This is a genomic window from Streptomyces sp. NPDC005004, from assembly GCF_053600675.1.
Genome location: NZ_JBSGAH010000003.1, coordinates 182,972 through 198,930 on the forward strand (window position 1 = coordinate 182,972; position 15,959 = coordinate 198,930).

At 72.4% G+C, this 15,959-nt stretch carries 14 protein-coding genes and 1 pseudogene; 6 read left to right on the forward strand and 9 right to left on the reverse strand.

Features of this window, described 5'->3' with window-relative positions:
* Positions 1-7: 7 nt before the first annotated feature.
* The 9 genes and pseudogenes from ACWEEU_RS05220 to ACWEEU_RS05260 form a co-directional block, all read right to left on the reverse strand.
* Positions 8-1,228, reverse strand: a pseudogene (locus ACWEEU_RS05220) (ketosynthase chain-length factor); the annotation flags it as partial.
* Positions 1,225-2,505: a beta-ketoacyl-[acyl-carrier-protein] synthase family protein gene (locus ACWEEU_RS05225; RefSeq protein WP_451728675.1), complete on the reverse strand. Its 1,281-nt coding sequence runs from the start codon at positions 2,503-2,505 to the stop codon at positions 1,225-1,227. The gene ACWEEU_RS05225 and the pseudogene ACWEEU_RS05220, both read right to left, overlap by 4 nt.
* Entirely contained in the window at positions 2,505-2,828 is a 324-nt protein-coding gene (locus tag ACWEEU_RS05230; RefSeq protein WP_385745700.1) for a TcmI family type II polyketide cyclase, read from the reverse strand. Before ACWEEU_RS05230 ends, ACWEEU_RS05225 begins: the two co-directional genes overlap by 1 nt.
* Positions 2,829-2,880: 52 nt before the next feature.
* A complete protein-coding gene (locus tag ACWEEU_RS05235; RefSeq protein WP_385745698.1) occupies positions 2,881-4,344 on the reverse strand; it encodes an FAD-dependent monooxygenase in 1,464 nt (487 codons plus the stop codon).
* 38 nt (positions 4,345-4,382) lie between these two features.
* A complete protein-coding gene (locus ACWEEU_RS05240; RefSeq protein WP_451728680.1) occupies positions 4,383-5,564 on the reverse strand; it encodes an acyl-CoA dehydrogenase family protein in 1,182 nt (393 codons plus the stop codon).
* 25 nt (positions 5,565-5,589) lie between these two features.
* Entirely contained in the window at positions 5,590-6,036 is a 447-nt protein-coding gene (locus ACWEEU_RS05245; protein ID WP_451728683.1) for a MarR family winged helix-turn-helix transcriptional regulator, read from the reverse strand.
* A gap of 11 nt (positions 6,037-6,047) precedes the next feature.
* Positions 6,048-6,560, reverse strand: coding sequence for a nuclear transport factor 2 family protein (locus ACWEEU_RS05250; protein WP_385745692.1), 513 nt, complete (start codon positions 6,558-6,560; stop codon positions 6,048-6,050).
* A 236-nt stretch (positions 6,561-6,796) separates the two neighbouring features.
* Positions 6,797-8,074 (reverse strand): helix-turn-helix transcriptional regulator, encoded by a 1,278-nt coding sequence (locus ACWEEU_RS05255; protein ID WP_385745690.1) that lies wholly within the window; start codon positions 8,072-8,074, stop codon positions 6,797-6,799.
* 526 nt (positions 8,075-8,600) lie between these two features.
* Complete coding sequence (locus ACWEEU_RS05260) at positions 8,601-9,086, reverse strand: nuclear transport factor 2 family protein (protein WP_385745688.1); 486 nt, start codon at positions 9,084-9,086, stop codon at positions 8,601-8,603.
* A 422-nt stretch (positions 9,087-9,508) separates the two neighbouring features.
* Between ACWEEU_RS05260 and ACWEEU_RS05265 the strand changes: the two genes are divergently transcribed.
* The 6 genes from ACWEEU_RS05265 (at position 9,509) to ACWEEU_RS05290 (ending at position 15,914) form a co-directional block, all read left to right on the forward strand.
* Positions 9,509-11,134 (forward strand): ABC transporter substrate-binding protein, encoded by a 1,626-nt coding sequence (locus ACWEEU_RS05265; protein ID WP_385745686.1) that lies wholly within the window; start codon positions 9,509-9,511, stop codon positions 11,132-11,134.
* A 10-nt stretch (positions 11,135-11,144) separates the two neighbouring features.
* Positions 11,145-12,098, forward strand: a complete 954-nt coding sequence (locus ACWEEU_RS05270) for an ABC transporter permease (protein WP_451728689.1) — start codon at positions 11,145-11,147, stop codon at positions 12,096-12,098.
* Positions 12,095-12,991 (forward strand): ABC transporter permease, encoded by an 897-nt coding sequence (locus ACWEEU_RS05275; RefSeq protein WP_385745682.1) that lies wholly within the window; start codon positions 12,095-12,097, stop codon positions 12,989-12,991. The genes ACWEEU_RS05270 and ACWEEU_RS05275 overlap by 4 nt, the downstream gene beginning before the upstream one ends.
* A complete protein-coding gene (locus ACWEEU_RS05280; protein ID WP_451728693.1) occupies positions 12,988-14,742 on the forward strand; it encodes a dipeptide ABC transporter ATP-binding protein in 1,755 nt (584 codons plus the stop codon). The genes ACWEEU_RS05275 and ACWEEU_RS05280 overlap by 4 nt, the downstream gene beginning before the upstream one ends.
* Entirely contained in the window at positions 14,730-15,356 is a 627-nt protein-coding gene (locus ACWEEU_RS05285; RefSeq protein WP_385745678.1) for a dihydrofolate reductase family protein, read from the forward strand. The genes ACWEEU_RS05280 and ACWEEU_RS05285 overlap by 13 nt, the downstream gene beginning before the upstream one ends.
* A 162-nt stretch (positions 15,357-15,518) precedes the next feature.
* Entirely contained in the window at positions 15,519-15,914 is a 396-nt protein-coding gene (locus ACWEEU_RS05290) for a ribonuclease domain-containing protein (RefSeq protein ID WP_385745676.1), read from the forward strand.
* Positions 15,915-15,959 lie beyond the last annotated feature (45 nt).

Here is a 15,959-nt window from a genome sequence, read left to right on the forward strand (position 1 = left end):
CGGGGGTGGGGGAGGCGGCGGCCCGGACGACCAGCGCGGAGTTGAAACCGCCGTGGCCACGGGCGAGCACCAGGGCGGTGCGCACCGGCGCCGGGCGCGGGGCGCCCGTCACCAGGTCGATGTCGTAGGCGGGGGAGGGGACACAGCCGGTGGTCGGCGGGATGACGCCGTCGCGGATCGACAGCAGCGCGGCGGCCAGGTCGAGCGGAGCGGCGCCGGAGTACAGGCGCCCGGTGGTCGTCTTCGGCGCGGTCACCGGTACCGCGCGGACGCCGAACACCTTGGTGATCGCCTCCGCCTCGGTCCGGTCCAGCTCCGGGACGGCCGCCGCGTCCGCGAACACCACGTCGATGTCGGCGGGCTCCAACCCGGCGTCGGCGAGAGCCAGTTCGATGGCGTGCTGGAGGGTCGGGACGCGGTCCGTGCCCGGTCGCGGGTCCACCGTGGCGGCGTGGCCCGCGATCTCGCCGTAGACCCGTGGGGCACCCCGGCGGTGGGCGTGGTCGGCGGACTCCAGGACGAGCAGGGCGCCGCCCTCGCCGGGGACATGGCCCGCCGCCCGGTCGTCGAAGGGGAGGTAGGCAAGGGCGGGGTCCTCCGAGGTGCTCAGCCGGCCACTGGTGAGCTGGGCCACCCAGCCCCAGGGGCAGATCGAGGCGTCGACCGCCCCGGCGATCACCACCGGGGTGCCCTTGCGGATCTGGCGGCGCGCCTGCGCGAGGGCGTCCAGACCGCCGGCCTGGTCGCTGACGACCACACTGCTGGGGCCGCGCAGCCCGCCGCGAATCGAGATCTGGCCGCTGTTGACCGCGTAGAACCAGGCGAACGACTGGTACGCGCTGACGTGCTGGCCGCCCTTGCTCCACAGCGCCCGCAGCTCGTTCTGCCCGAACTCGAAGCCGCCCGAGTGGCTCGCGGTGATCACCCCGACGTCGTACTCGGGCAGCTCGCCCGGTACCACGCCCGCGTCGGCGAACGCCCAGTCGGCCGCCACCAGCGCGAGCCGGGTCATGCGGTCGGTCTGCGGCAGCAGCCGGCCCGGCAGATGCGCGGCGGCGTCGAAGCCGGAGATCTCCCCGGCCAGCCGGGACGGATACGGCGACGGGTCGAAGCGGGTCACCCGGCGGATCGCACCCCGCCCGGCCAGCGTCGCCGCCCAGTACTCCTCGACGCCCAGGCCCGTCGGCGCCACCACGCCCAGGCCGGTGACGAGCGTGCGCCGCGTCATCGCTCCTCCCGCCCCGGATCGGCCAGCACGATCGCGCTCTGGAATCCCCCGAACCCGCTGCCCACCGAGAGCACGGCGTCCGTGAGCTGGTCTCGTGCCGTCAGCGGCACGTAGTCCAGGTCGCACTCGGGGTCGGGCGTGTGCAGGTTGGCGGTGGGCGGCACGACGTTGTGCACCATCGCCAGGACGGAGGCGGCGATCTCGATCGAGCCGATGGCGCCCAGCGAGTGACCGATCATCGACTTGATCGAGCTGACCGGAGTGCGGTGGGCGTGCTCGCCGAGACTCCGCTTGAACGCGGCGGTCTCGTGCCGGTCGTTCTGCTTGGTGCCGGAGCCGTGTGCGTTGACGTAGTCGATGTCCTCCGGATTCAGCCGTGCCTCGTCGAGTGCCACCCGGATCGCCTCCGCCATCTCCCTGCCGTCCGGGCGCAGACCGGTCATGTGGAAGGCGTTGGAGCGGGTGGCGTAGCCGGCGACCTCGGCGTAGACGCGCGCCCCGCGCGCCCGGGCCCGCTCCAGGTCCTCCAGGACGAACACCGCCGAACCCTCCCCGAGCACGAAGCCGTTGCGGCTCGCGTCGAAGGGCCGGGAGGCGTGCTCGGGGTCGTCGTTGCGGTTGGTCGTGGCCTTGATCGCGTCGAAGCAGGCGAGGGTGATCGGGGAGATGGGCGCGTCCGTGGCGCCCGCGATCATCACGTCCACCGTGCCGTCCCGGACCAGGTCGGCGGCGTGCCCGACCGCGTCGAGCCCCGAGGTGCAGCCCGTGGAGACGACCGTCGCCGGGCCCTCGGCGCCCACCACCCAGGCGACCTCCGTCGCGAAGGAGCTGGGCACCATGTAGTTGTACAGATGCGGTACGGCGTAGGTGTGGTCCACCAGCTCCAGCCGGCCGCCGTCGGAGACCGTGCGGTACTCCTGGTCCAGGCCCATGGTGGCGCCGACCGCACTGCCGACCGTGACGCCGGTGCGGCGCGGATCGATCTCCTCGAAGGCGAGCCCGCTGTCGGCCACCGCCTCGCGGGCCGTGACCACCGCGAACTGCGCGGCCCGGTCCATCCGCCGGATCTCCTGCGGGGTCAGACCGGACAGTACGGGGTCGAAGTCGACCTCGGCCGCCACCTGCGAGCGGAACGGCGCGGGGTCGAAGAACGAGATGCGGCGGGTGGCGGTACGGCCGTCGGTGAGCAGGTCCCAGAACGCCTTGGCGCCCTGCCCGCCCGGCGCGGTGACCCCGACCCCGGTGATGACGACCCGCCGCCCGGACACGCCGGCCATCAGGCCCGCCACGCGTAGAAGCGCCGTGCCATGGCATCCGCGGGGGAGCGCCAGGTCGCGGGGTCGTACGCCTCGATGTACGGCTTGAGGTCCTGGCTGATCGAGACGAACCGGGGGTCGGTCTTCGCGTCCTCGATACGTCCCTCGCCGTCGTCCCCGTCGAAGTCCTGGAGGTGGAAGTAGAGCCCCCGGTACTCGAAGAGCTGGCGGCGCCGGGTGCCCATGCGGTCGGGCATGTCGGTGCGGTCGAAGGCGTCGAACAGCCCGGCGACGTGCTCGGCCGAGTCCGGTGCCATGCGGGCCACGATCAGGGTGCTGTGCATCGTTCTCCTTCTGCGTGTGGGGTTTTCGCTGCGCTGTCCCGGCCGTGCCGTCTCAGCGCGCCGGGCCGAACCAGCGCTCCAGCGCCGTCGGCAGGTCGTGGTGGCTGCCCGGCGCGGCCCAGGCGACGTGTCCGTCGGGCCGCACCAGGACCGCCGAGGTGGTGCTCAGGGGGCTGCCCTCGGGTACGGCACGGGCGCGGGCGGTGACGAGGTCCACGCGGTCGGTCCAGCGGTCCGCGCGGCGGCGGAGCCTGGGGTTGTCGTCGAGGTCGAGCAGCAGACCCCGTCCGGTGCGCAGCAGTTCGGTGCTGGACGTGCGCCGGTCGCCCCGCTCCAGTTCGAGCCGCGGCAGCCGCAGACCGAGCAGGGGATGCGGGCCGCCGCCGACCTCGTAGCGGATGTCGAGACCGCTCACCCGGCCGGCGAGATGGCGGACCACCTCGGTGTGGCCGAGGAGTTCACCGAGGATGTCCCTGAGCGGGGCCACCTCGTCACCCCCGAGGATGAGCAGGCTCTGCGCACGGGTGTTGGCCAGCAGCCGCCGCCCCACCGGGTGGCGTTCGTCGTGGTACGTGTCGAGGAGCGTGCCCGGCGCCGTGCCGCGCACCACCGCGCCGAGTTTCCAGCCGAGGTTCACCGAGTCCTGGACGGAGGTGTTCATCCCCTGTCCGCCCGCCGGGAGATGGACGTGCGCGGCGTCGCCCGCGAGCAGGACCCGCCCGCGCCGGTACCGCGTGACCTGGCGGGCGGTGTCGGTGAAGGCGCTGACCCACACCGGCTCGGCGGCGGAGATGTCGTGGTCGGTGAGGCGCTTGAACACGTCGGCCACCTCGGTGAACTCGGGCGGCCCGGTGCGGCGGACGGGAGGCGCGCCGCGCTCGGCGGCGATGATCCGGGTGATGCCGTCGGGCAGATGGGCCACCATCACCAGGCCGCCCGCCGACGGATCGGCGGTCATCTTGGCTTCCAGGTCCACCCCGCGCACGTCGGCCAGGAACAGCTCGGTCGTCGCCGCGGTCCCCGGGAAGTCGAACCCGGCGAGCCCGCGGACCGTGCTGCGTCCGCCGTCGCAGCCCACGACATACCGCGCCCGCAGGGCGTGCCCGGCGCCCGTGACGCTCACGCTCACGCCCTCGGCGTCCTCGGTGAGCCCCGTGACCTCCTGGCCGCGCCGGATGTCGGCGCCCAACTCCCGTGCCCAGGACTCCAGTACGGCCTCGGTGCGGGACTGCGGGACGGTGCGGGCGGCGCCGTGCGCGGCGCCGAGAACGGTGAGGTCGAGCGGCAGACCGCCGAAGTGCCCGGCCTCGCTGGTCTCGAAGTCCCCGAAGCGGGACAGCAGTCCGCGCTGGTCGAAGACCTCCATGGTGCGGATGGTGAACCCGATGCCACGGGACTCGCCGGTGCGCTCGGGCAGGCGCTCCAGGACCAGGACGTCGACGCCGGCCAGGCGCAGTTCCCCGGCCAGCGCGAGTCCCGCGGGTCCCGCGCCGACGACGATGACGGAGGCGTCCATGCGTGTCTCCCCTCGGAGGTGGGCGGACTCGAACCCGCTCACAGATAGGCCGTGTTGGGTTCGAGCCCGCACAGCGAGCGGCCGTACAGCTCGACGTTGACGCCGGGCGTGATCATGGGGTGCAGCGTGGCCGCGTGGAGGTCCCGCTGGATGCGGGTGATCGGCACGTCCCGGTGGATCGAGGAGCCGCCGCTCGCGCCCGCGAGGATGTCGACGGCCGTTTTGCACTGCCGGGCGATCCAGCCGATCTGCGCCCGCGCCGTGACCCGCTCCCCGGTGGTCCAGGATTCGTCGCGCGCGGCCTTGCCGGCGATGAGGTCCGCGAATCGGTGGGCGCGCCGTTCGGCGTCCTCGATCAGCAACGCGGCCTCACCGAGCTGGAGATGGGTCAGGGGTGCCTCGCGCTGGCTCGGGTAGTCGGTGTAGGTCAGGGGGCGGCCGGGGAGGCGTTCGAGGAAGCTGGCGAGGGCGTACTTGGCGGCGCCGACGAGCTGGCCGCTCTGGATGGCGTTCGTGGTGACGAGGACCGGGACGCGGTAGTGCGGCTTGGGGCCGTTGATCCGCGACTTGGAGACGTTCTGGTAGAAGTCGATCCCGCTGATCACCCGGTGGGAGGGGACGAAGACCTCCTCGGCGACCGTGGTGACGCTGCCGGACCCCTGGAGCCCGATGGTGTGCCAGTCGTCCTCGATCCGCAGGTCCGAGACCGGGACCAGGCAGAACAGCGGGACCTTGCCGTCGGCCGGGTCCTCGGGCATCGCCACGTTGATCTTCCACCGGCTGTGCAGCACACCGCTGTTGAAGCTCCACTTGCCGCTGAGGAGATAGCCGCCCCGGGTGCGCCGGGCGGTGCCGGTCGGCGCGGTGGTGCCGCTGATACGCACGTGCGGGTCCGCGAACACCTCGTCCAGGGCCTCGTCGGGCCACAGCGCGGCCATCCAGCCCAGCGCGGCGTAGACCGACAGGCAGAAGGCGGCCGAGCTGTTGCCCTTGGCGATCTCCCCGAGCACGTCCACGAAGGCCCGCGCGTCCGACTCGTATCCGCCGTACTGCGCGGGGATCTGCATCCGCAGCAGCCCGGACTCCTCGACCGCCGTGACGACGTCCTGCGGCAGTCGCCGGTGCTCGTCGATCCACAGGGCCCGCGAGCGCAGCAGGGGCACGAGTTTGGCGGCGGTGTCCACGAGTTCGTCGCGGGTCGGTGCGGTGGGGTGCGGCATCAGGTCCTCCGGCGGGGGCTTCGGGTCACGGACACGGCACGCGCCGCTGTTCGCTCTCGAGGTTGGCGGCGATACGCGCCAGTACGTCGTTGGCGGCGAGGAATTCGGCCTCCGATATCCCGGTGAGCGAGCGGGCCGCGTGCGCGTTGACGAGCTTTTCCGCGCGCTCGTGCGCCGCCGTCCCGGAATCCGTGAGGATCACGCGTTCTCCGGCGACCGCGACCCAGCCGCGTTCCTCGTATGCGTCCACGACGGGCTGATAGGAGGTGTCCCCGTCGACGGCCAGAAAGGGAGCGAAAGCCGCGTCGATACCGGACACCGTGTCGACCCCGATGTGGATGGCGTGCAGCACCTGCCACTGGCGCCGGTTCAGCTTTTCCTCCGCGAGGGCGTGGCCGGTCGCCTCGTCGAAGAGCCGGTGCAGATGCAGGAGCCAGTATCCGAGCCGTTTCGTCGTGTTCTTCTGGAGCACGGAAATCCACCTCAGAATGTCTCGGACGGTGCTTTGCGCACCAGTCCCTCGTGATGCGGAAGAACCCAGTAGAGGGCGAGTTCGATCCGGGCGAAGACCCACCGGCCGTCCTCGCGGACGTAGGTGTCGGTGAACTTGCCGGCCACCATCGCGCTCTCGTCGTCGAAGACGACCCGCTCCTCGAAGAAGCTGACCCCGGTGGCGTGATCGCCGGAAACCTCCACGTCATGGCCGTGGACGAACTGTTTGACGAGCAGGCCGGAGCCCGGCTTGTCCTGCTGGATCAGACCGGGGAGCGCCGTGAAGTAGTCCTGAACCGCGGTGCGTCCGGTCGCCTGGCCGAGGTGCGCGTAATCCAGCGTCGCGGTGCCGGAGAACAGCTCTCCGACCCGGTCCCACTGCCCGTCGTTGATGCGGCGCGGCAATTCGGAGCGCAGCCTGGTGAGTTCCCGCACGTCTTCGAGGACCCGCACCCGCTCGGAGAGCGATTTCACGAGATCCGCGACTTCCGTCTGTTCCGGCATGGGCAAGGAAACCCTCTCCGTCAGAGGTGGGGAATCGCTGGGGGATCATCCTGCCATTCGACCTTCGCAGGGTTCCGCCCGCTGTCACAAGGCGTCCCGGGAGAACCTGCGGTCGGACCGCAGGCTTTCCTGTGGTCGCACTGCGGTCCCGCGGGAGGGGAAACCCGTGGCTTGCGGGAAGAGAAAAACGCGCCGCCCCCGATGCCGGGGACGGCGCGTTGCACGTGGCCGGAATGTCAGGGTGAGGGGGAACCCAGCACGGAAATCAGCTCCCGCCGCCCGGACACGCCGAGTTTGCGGTACACGCTCGACAGATGGAACTCGACCGTGCGCACGGCGAGAAAGAGCGTCTCCGCGATCTGCCGGTTGCTGTACCCGGCGCGGGCCAGCTCGCTGATGCGCAGCTCCTGGCCGGTGAGGTCCGGCAGGTCCCGCCGTTCCAGGACCAGCCCGAGCCGGGCGGGCCACAGACCGTTGCGGCTCTCGCGGGCGACCTCGGCCGCCGCCTCCAGGCGCGAGCGGGCCACGGCCGGCTCGCCCCGCTCCTTCTGGAGAACGGCCAGATCGTGGAGGGCGTGGATCAGCTCGCCGCGCGCATGGGCCAGGTCGAGCAGCTCCACCGCCTCCTCCAGCAGCGCCGGAGAGGAGTCGTCCCGGCCCGCGACCGCGACGGCGTGCAGCGCCATGCCGATGCCCCGCGCCGCACCCCACTTGCGGGCCGCCGCCAGCTCGTCGGCGGCCAGCGCGAGCGCCAGGTCGTTGCGCCCGGTGGCGAGGGCCGCGAACGCGGCGCGTGAACGCCACGGCACGACCGCCGGGTTGGTGACGCCCTGCGCGGTGAGGACCCGTCCGCACGCCGTGAAGTCGTCCAGCGCCTGCTTGCAGTTGCCGGTCGCCATGTGCAGCGCGCCCCGCGCGGCCAACACCAGAGCGACGTCGGGGAGTTCCGGGTCGAGACGGCCCGCCAGCTCGTGCGCGAGCAGTGCGCCGTGCGCGGCCTCCGGGCTGCCCGCCAGGACCTGGGCCTCCACGAGCCAGGCCACGGCCGGCCGGGTCAGCTCCGGCGGCAGACCGCGGGCGAGCACCTCACCCAACAGCGCCGCCGACTTGACCCCGTCACCGGCCAGCAGACTGACCCGGGCGCGCAGCAGCGCCAGCAGCGCCTGATGCCGGGGCGACCCCAACCATCGTGGGTCCATGAGCAGTTGACGGCAGCGGGCGCGCGCGGAGACCAGATCACCGGTGTAGAGCAGGGTCAGGACCGCCAGCCACATGCAGTACGGGTGGCCGCGCCGGTCCGGGGCCTCCAGGATCGTCTCGACCTGCTCGTGCACCAGCGCTCGGCGCACCCCGAGATTGGCGAGTTCGAGGCTGTGCAGCGACAGGCAGACCTCGTCGGGCGGCACGCGTTCGTCGTCGGATTCCTGGCGTCCGGGTATGTAGACGGCGGAGCCCTCCCGGAACGGCCCCGGACCACTCCGCGGTCGACCGGTCGGCTGCGCAATCTCGGTCATCGTTTCCCCCTGGGCTCGGCTGGATGCTGCCCGGTGCCGCGTGTCGGGCCCGCCGGGCCGCAGCCGGACGGCACTGTCCGGGGCACCGGGGCGGGCTGGGGTGAGGCACGCTGAGCAGACACGCTCTGGCGGAACCGGCTCGACCGTACACGGCCAATATTGCCGGAGTGTCAAACGCCTGACCGACCGGAATCGGCCGGTGCTCGCCGTGTCCCCGCCCTGAGCGGGAAGGACGGAATGCCGGGGCCCGCGGTGCTGTCCGAAAACCCGTGCCGGGCAGCACTATCCAGGGTTCAAACGTGAACGATGCCACAATTCCGGTGAGACGGGGACCGGCCATCATCATCTGGGAATCCGGTCCCCGTGGGGAGGGTTTATTTCGGAACACCGGTGACAGTTGTTCGGAAACATCGGTGACGGAAATTCGGATACATCGGTGACAGTTTTCGAAGATCCCGATTCCCACCCGCACCCGTGCACCGGCCGGGAGAAACGCAACGCCGGAAAGCGTTACCGGGGAAAGGCCCTACATCGGCCCCGTCCCCGCCGCGACCAGTCCCGCCACCGGCGCCACGTAACGCCGGCTGATGAGCCAGCGGCCATCCTCCTGCTCGAAGTCGTCCTCCACCAGGCCGACGACGGTCCAGTCGGCGGGGCGGTGGCGGCCGTCCGGGGTGCGGGTGGCGCTCCAGTGCCAGACCGTGGCGTAAGCCTGCACGTGGGGGCGGCCGTCGGGCCATTCGATGAGGGTCTGGCCGAGCACGTGGGCGACCGTGGGCTCGCGCCGCCAGCGGCTGCCCGCCGACATGAAGGCGGTGAACTCGTCGCGGCCGTGGAAGCGCTGGGTGGGCCCGGGCATCACGTCGTACTCGATCAGCGCGTCCTTGGTGAAGCAGTCGACGAGCTGTTCGTACCGGCCCGTGTCCACCAGCCGGAAGAACTTGTAGAAAGTCCGGTAGATCTCCCGCTCCGCCGCGATGGTGGCGAGAAGATCGTCGTTCGTGGAGGCCATGTCGGTCCTTTCCGGGCCGCCGGACGAGTTTCCGCTCATGATGCCACGGAGTTTCCGAAGCACGGAAACTCGCCATTGACCGTTCTTGGCGCAACTCGCTACGGTGGGCGCGTTATCGGGGCCGCTTCGGCCTGCCGCACGGGGGAGGAAAGCAGTCATGCGTGTACCGCTTTTCCCCGACCGTGCCGCCGTGCCCGCTCCCGTCTCGGCGTGGCTCTCCTCGCGCCGCCACATCGACCTGCGGCGCGTGAACAGCTCGGGGTGTACCGCCGGCTGATCCCGGGAGTTCCCCGGCGCCTTCCGCGCAGGCCGCCGATTCCACGCGCATTCCCGTGGCCGCTCTCTCCCCCCTCGCAGGACCCCCGGCCGATCCCCCCCCGCACGCCCTTTCCCCTGGTCTCACTTCGCAGGAGACAGCGCCCGTGACCAACGATCGTCCGGGGCGGCTCAGGCCGGCCTCGTCCCTCGCCCTTGCCCTGGCCGTCGCCGCCGCGTCGAGCGCCTGTGGGGGCGCCGCCTCCGGTGGCGCACACGGCGGAACCGGCACGCCGAAGTCCGGCGGGAACCTGCGGTTCGCCGTCGGCACCGACGCCGGCTGCCTCGACCCGCAGCAGGTCGGCAGCAGCGACACGCTCTACGCGCTGCGCCAGACCGTCGACTCCCTCACCGACCAGGACCCGTCGACGGGCCGCATCGTCCCCTGGCTGGCGAAGAGTTGGGAGGTGTCCGACAAGGCCCGCACCTTCACCTTCCACCTGCGTGCGGGCGCGACCTTCAGCGACGGCAGGCCCGTGGACGCGGAGGCGGTCAAGAAGAACCTCGACGCGATACCCCGGCTCGGCGGCCTGGCGATCCTCGCGCAGGGCTACCTCACCGGCTACCGGGGCACCCGCGTCGTCGACGAGCTGACCGCCGAGGTCACCTTCGACCGGCCCAACGCTCAGTTCCTTCAGGCCACTTCGACCCCGTCGCTCGGCCTTGTCTCGCCCGCCGACACCGCCCGGTCCGCCCAGCGCCGCTGCGGCGACGGCGTCCACGGCTCCGGTCCCTTCACGGTGTCCGGCTACCGGCAGAACCAGTCCCTCACCCTCAAGAGGCGCACGGGATACGCCTGGGGCTCCACCGCCTGGAAGAAGAAGGGCGCCGCCTACCTCGACTCCGTGACGTTCAGCGTGGTCGCGGAGGCGGGCGTACGCGCGGGCAGCCTCGGCTCCGGCCAGGCCGACGTGATCGGCGGGGTCCGCCGCCAGGACGAGGGGGTACTGCGCCGCGGCGGCGCGAGTGTCGAACGGCGGGCCAACCCCGGCGTGGTCTTCAACCTCGGTTTCAACAACGGCCGTCCGCTCACCCGCGATCTCCGTGTACGACAGGCCGCCCAGGCCGCGGTCAACCGCGCGGAGATCGCCACCGCCGTCTTCCCGAGCGGCACCCGCGCCGCCACCAGCGTCCTGGCCCGTACCACTCCCGGCCACACGGACCTCTCCAAGGACCTGACCTACGACCGGAACAAGGCCAAGTCACTACTGTCGGAAGCCGGTTGGAAACCGGGCGGCGACGGAATCCGCCGCAAGGACGGCAAGGTCCTGAAGCTGACCGTCGTGTCCTTCAGCAAGGCCGGTTCCTACGAGGCCGCCCTCGAACTCGTCCAGCAGCAGCTCAAGGACGTCGGCATCGCGCTCGTCATCAAGCGGCTGGAGGTCACCCAGTTCCCGCAGACCCTCCGCACCGGCGACTACGACGCCCTGTGGGGCGGCGACCTCACCCGGGCCGACCCCGACGCGCTGCGCACCCTGTACTCGACCCACCTCGTCAACTCCTACCGGCTGCCCGGCGGCGCCCTCGACACCGCGCTGGACGAGCAGGCGGCCACGACCGACACCGCCAGGCGTGACCGACTGGTCTCCCAGGCGCAGCGGTTGATCGTGCGAGCGGCCTACGTCCTGCCGATCGTCGACCAGGAGACACTGGTCGGGGTCGCCGGGGGAGTCCACGGACTGACCCTCGGAGCGTCCGGCGGCGTACGGCTGCACGACACCTGGAAGAGCTGAAGGGCGACCGATGCGACGGTACGTACTCTGGCGCCTCGCCCAGGCCGTCGGCGTGCTGTGGGCGGCGTACACACTGACCTTCCTGCTGCTCGACCTGCTGCCCGGCGACCCGGTCGCGGCGATGGCCGGCGCCGGGCTGAACTCCACCCAGGTCACCCCCGAGCGGCTGGCCGAACTGCGGGCGCAGTACGGCTTCGACCGGCCGCTCCTCGTGCGGTACGCGACCTCGCTGGGGCACGCCCTGCGCGGCGACTTCGGGGACTCGGTCGCCACCGGCCGCCCGGTGGCGGCCATCCTCGCCGACGCGCTGCCTTCCACGCTCGAACTGACCGGTGTCGCGCTGCCGTTGGCGGTGCTGCTCGGTGGCGGACTGGCGCTGGCTGCGACCTCCACGAGCCGGGGCCCGCTGCGACGGCTGCTGCTGTCGCTGCCCGCCGTCGGCATCTCGCTGCCCGCGTTCTGGGTCGGACTGATGCTCGTCCAGCTCCTCTCCTTCCGGCTGCGCCTCTTCCCCGCCTTCGGCAACGCGGGAGCGGCCGGGCTCGTGCTGCCCGCCGTCACACTGGCGCTGCCCGCCGCCGTGCTGGTGGCCCAGGTGCTGTCGCAGAGTCTGCTGGCGGTGCTGGAGGAGCCCTATGTGCAGACCGCGCGGGCCAAGGGAGCGGGCAGGGCGCGGGTGCGGTTCCACCACGCCCTGCGCAACGCGGCGCTGCCCGCGCTCACCGTGATCGGCGTGCTCGCCGGGCAGTTGACGGCCAACGCGGTCGTCGTGGAGAACGTCTTCTCGCGCAACGGCCTCGGACGCGTCACCACCGACGCCGTCACCGTGCGGGACATCCCCGTGGTGCAGGGCGTGGTGGTCTTCGGCGCGCTGGTCTTCGTCCTCCTCAACCTCCTGGTCGACCTGGCAGGTCCGCTGCTCGACCGCCGCATCGTCATCACCGGACGAAGGAGCTACGCGTGAGCCAGGCGCCGACCAAGCCGCGCCCGACGAGCGGGCCGGACCGCCCGCGCACAGCCCCGCGTGCCCACGCCGGCCGGACCCTGCGCCACCTCCTGCGCCGCCCGGGTCTCGTGCTGTCCCTGCTGATCGTGGCCGCGATGGTGCTCGCCGCGTTCCGGCCGGAGCTGTTCACCGCTCGCGACCCCCTGCGGGGCGTACCCTCCGAGATCCTCAGCCCGCCGGGAGCCCACCACTGGTTCGGCACCGACGGGCTGGGCCGGGACCTCTACGCGCGCGTGGTGTACGGCGCCGCGCTGTCCCTCAAGGCCACCCTGATCGCCGTCGCCGTGGCGTTCGCGGTGGGCGGCGGGCTCGGTCTGGTCGCGGGGTTCGCCGGGGGCTGGGTGGAGAGCGTGCTGATGCGGCTCGTGGACGTCCTGCTCGCCGTACCCGGGCTGTTCCTCTCCCTGGCGGTGGTGGCCGCGCTCGGTCCGGGCACCGCGCACGTGGCGCTGGCCGTCGGGGTCGCCGGTGTCGCGGGGTTCGCGCGGGTGGCGCGCGCCGAGGTGCTGCGCGTACGGCACACCGCCTACGTGGAGGCGGCGCGGGTCTCCGGCGCCCGCTGGTGGACCGTACTGGCCCGGCACGTCCTGCCGAACTCGGCGGGACCGGTGCTGGCCCTGGCGACCCTCGACCTCGGCACCGCCGTCCTGTCGGTCGCCTCCCTCGGCTTCCTCGGCTACGGCGCGCCTCCGCCCGCGCCCGAGTGGGGCACGCTGATCGCCGACGGACGCGACTACCTCGCCGACGCCTGGTGGGTGTCGACACTCGCCGGGCTGACCGTCGCCGCCCTCGTCCTGGCGGTCAACCGCCTCTCCCGCGCGTTCGACGGCACCTGGACGGAGCAGCGATGACGACGCCGCCCTACGAGCAGCCGCCCGTGCAGGAACCGCCCGTGCAGGAGCCGTCCGCGGGGAAGCCGCCCCTCCTCTCCCTCCAGGACCTGCGCGTCTCGTACCGCACGCGCACCGGCCTCCACCACGCCGTACGCGGTGTCGACCTCGACGTGGCACCGGGCGAGATCGTGGCACTCGTCGGAGAGTCCGGGTCCGGCAAGAGCACCACCGCCCACGCCGTCACCGGTCTGCTGCCCCGGGGCGGCAGGGTCGACGCCGGACGCGTCCTGTTCGGCGGCCGCGACCTCACCGCGCTGTCCGAGAAGGAGCTGCGGACCGTACGCGGCACCGGCATCGCCCTGGTCCCGCAGGACCCGGCCGTCTCCCTCAACCCCGTGCAGCGCGTCGGCACCCAGGTCGCCGAGGTGCTGCGCATCCACCGCCTCGCCACGCGGCGCACCGCGCACGAGCGGGCGCTCGACCTGCTCGCCCGCGCCGGGCTGCCCGACCCGCGCACCCAGGCCCGGCGCCGCCCCCACGAACTGTCGGGCGGGATGCGGCAGCGCGCCCTGATCGCCATCGCCCTGGCGGGCGACCCCCGGCTGATCATCGCGGACGAGCCCACCAGCGCCCTGGACGTCACGGTGCAGCGGGGCATCCTGGACCGGCTCCAGACGCTCGTGCGCGAGTCGGGCACCGCCGTGCTCCTGGTCACCCACGACCTCGGGGTGGCCGCCGACCGTGCGGACCGGATCGCGGTCATGTCGGAGGGCAGGATCGTCGAGTCCGGCCCGAGCGGCCACCTGCTCGCCGCCCCGGCCGACGCCTACACCCGAAGACTCCTCACCAGCGCCCCGAGCCTGGACGCCCCCTCGCCGCCCCCGCCCGCCCCCGGTCCGGCACCCCTCCTGGAGACCGAGCACCTCACCAAGGACTTCCCCCTGCCCCGAGGCGAGGACGGCGCGCGCACCCTGCGCGCCGTGGACGACGTCTCCCTCACCGTGCACCGCGGGGAGACGGTCGCCCTGGTGGGCGAGTCCGGCTCGGGCAAGTCGACGACGGCCCGGCTGGTGCTGGGTCTCACGCCCCCGACCTCGGGCCGTGTACGCCTCGACGGCGAGGACGTCACCGACGCCCGCGGCGCCCGGCTGCGGGCGCTGCGCCGCCGGGTCCAGCTCGTCTACCAGAACCCCTACGCCTCCCTCGACCCGCGCCTGACAGTCGGCGAGAGCGTCGGCGAACCGCTGCGCGCCTTCCGCGTGCCGGGCGCGGCCGCGCGGGTGGCCGAGCTGCTCGACCGGGTCGCGCTGCCCGCGACGGCGGTCCGGCGCAGGCCGGCCGAGCTCTCCGGAGGCCAGCGGCAGCGCGTCGCGATCGCCCGCGCGCTGGCGCTCTCCCCGGACCTGGTCGTGTGCGACGAACCGGTCTCCGCCCTCGACGTCACCGTCCAGGCCCAGATCCTGCGCCTGCTGGCCGAACTCCGGGCCGAGACCGGGGTGGCGTACCTCTTCATCTCGCACGACCTCGCCGTCGTACGGCAGATCGCGCACCGCGTGGTGGTCATGCGCGGCGGCCGGATTCTGGAGGACGCCCCGGCCGACGAGCTGTTCCGGGCGCCGGCCCACCCGTACACCCGCGAACTCCTTGCCGCCGTTCCGGGCCGGACCGATGAGTTGCGCGCCGGGCCGGGGTCTGCACCGTTGACAACGGCGGCCCCCCGCGGGCAGCGGACCTCGGCATCGGAAGAAGGCACCTCATGGCCACGCTAGTCTCCACCGTCTTCGTCAGCCTCGACGGTGTCTACCAGGGGCCCGGCGGCCCGCAGGAGGACACCGGCGGCGGCTTCGCCCAGGGCGGCTGGACCGTCCCGTACTCCGACCCGGACTTCGGCGCGTTCATCACCGGGGTCTTCGAGAACCCCGAGGCGTTCCTGCTCGGCCGGCACACCTACGACATCTTCGCCGCGTACTGGCCGCAGGTGACCGACCCCGGCCATCCGATCGCGGCGAAGCTCAACGGCCTGCCCAAGTACGTCGTCTCCGCCACCCTCCAGGACCCTGCCTGGAACCGCACCACCGTGCTCTCCGGCGACCTCGCCAAGGAGATCCGCACGCTCAAGGAGAGCACCGAGGGGCAGATCCAGATCCACGGCAGCGGCGCCCTGGTCCGCTCTCTGATCAACCTCCGCCTCCTCGACACCCTCCACCTGGCGACCTTCCCGGTCGTCCTCGGCGCGGGCCGCCGCCTCTTCGCGGAGGGCGCCGTACCCACCCGCTTCCGCCACACCGCGGGCCGCGTCACGAGCACGGGTGTCTCCATCCAGACCTACGACCTGGCGGGCGACCCCGAGTACGGCAGCTTCGACCTGTCCGACGAGGCGTGAGGCGCCGCCCGACGAGGCGGAAGACGGGACCCCGCGGGCGGGGGAGGGGGCCGAGAGGCCCCCTCGGGGGAGGTTAACTCCTCGAGAACTCATGGGACCTGACGGGAAAATCCACATCGTTGTCATTGACATGCCCACGTCTACGCGCGTCATCATGAGGGCATGAGATTCCCCCCACGAACGTCTCGCATCGGCGCCGCCGCCGCGCTGCTCTCGGCGCTCCTCGTCGGCGGCACGGTCGCCACCGGCACGGCGGACGCGGCCACCGCGTCCACCGGCAGCATCTGCTACGGCGACCTGCCCTCGCAGGCATACGACACCCTGGAACTCATCGACCAGGGCGGCCCGTTCCCCTACTCGCAGGACGGCGTCGTCTTCCAGAACCGGGAAGGCGTCCTGCCCAGCCAGTCGTCCGGCTACTACCACGAGTACACCGTCAAGACGCCGGGCGTCTCCACGCGCGGCGCCCGACGCATCGTCACCGGCAAGGCGTACGAGGAGGACTACTACACCTCCGACCACTACGCCACGTTCGACCTGATCGACTTCGGCTGCTGACGCCGCCGACGGGGTAACCACCGCACGACCTCCGCCCTGCCGCCC

Coding starts and splice junctions, on each gene's coding strand:
- ACWEEU_RS05225 (WP_451728675.1), bottom strand. CDS start 2,505: ATGGCCGGCGTGTCCGGGCGGCGGGTCGTCATCACCGGGGTCGGGGTC.
- ACWEEU_RS05230 (WP_385745700.1), bottom strand. CDS start 2,828: ATGCACAGCACCCTGATCGTGGCCCGCATGGCACCGGACTCGGCCGAG.
- ACWEEU_RS05235 (WP_385745698.1), bottom strand. CDS start 4,344: ATGGACGCCTCCGTCATCGTCGTCGGCGCGGGACCCGCGGGACTCGCG.
- ACWEEU_RS05240 (WP_451728680.1), bottom strand. CDS start 5,564: ATGCCGCACCCCACCGCACCGACCCGCGACGAACTCGTGGACACCGCC.
- ACWEEU_RS05250 (WP_385745692.1), bottom strand. CDS start 6,560: ATGCCGGAACAGACGGAAGTCGCGGATCTCGTGAAATCGCTCTCCGAG.
- ACWEEU_RS05255 (WP_385745690.1), bottom strand. CDS start 8,074: ATGACCGAGATTGCGCAGCCGACCGGTCGACCGCGGAGTGGTCCGGGG.
- ACWEEU_RS05260 (WP_385745688.1), bottom strand. CDS start 9,086: ATGGCCTCCACGAACGACGATCTTCTCGCCACCATCGCGGCGGAGCGG.
- ACWEEU_RS05270 (WP_451728689.1), top strand. CDS start 11,145: ATGCGACGGTACGTACTCTGGCGCCTCGCCCAGGCCGTCGGCGTGCTG.
- ACWEEU_RS05280 (WP_451728693.1), top strand. CDS start 12,988: ATGACGACGCCGCCCTACGAGCAGCCGCCCGTGCAGGAACCGCCCGTG.
- ACWEEU_RS05285 (WP_385745678.1), top strand. CDS start 14,730: ATGGCCACGCTAGTCTCCACCGTCTTCGTCAGCCTCGACGGTGTCTAC.
- ACWEEU_RS05290 (WP_385745676.1), top strand. CDS start 15,519: ATGAGATTCCCCCCACGAACGTCTCGCATCGGCGCCGCCGCCGCGCTG.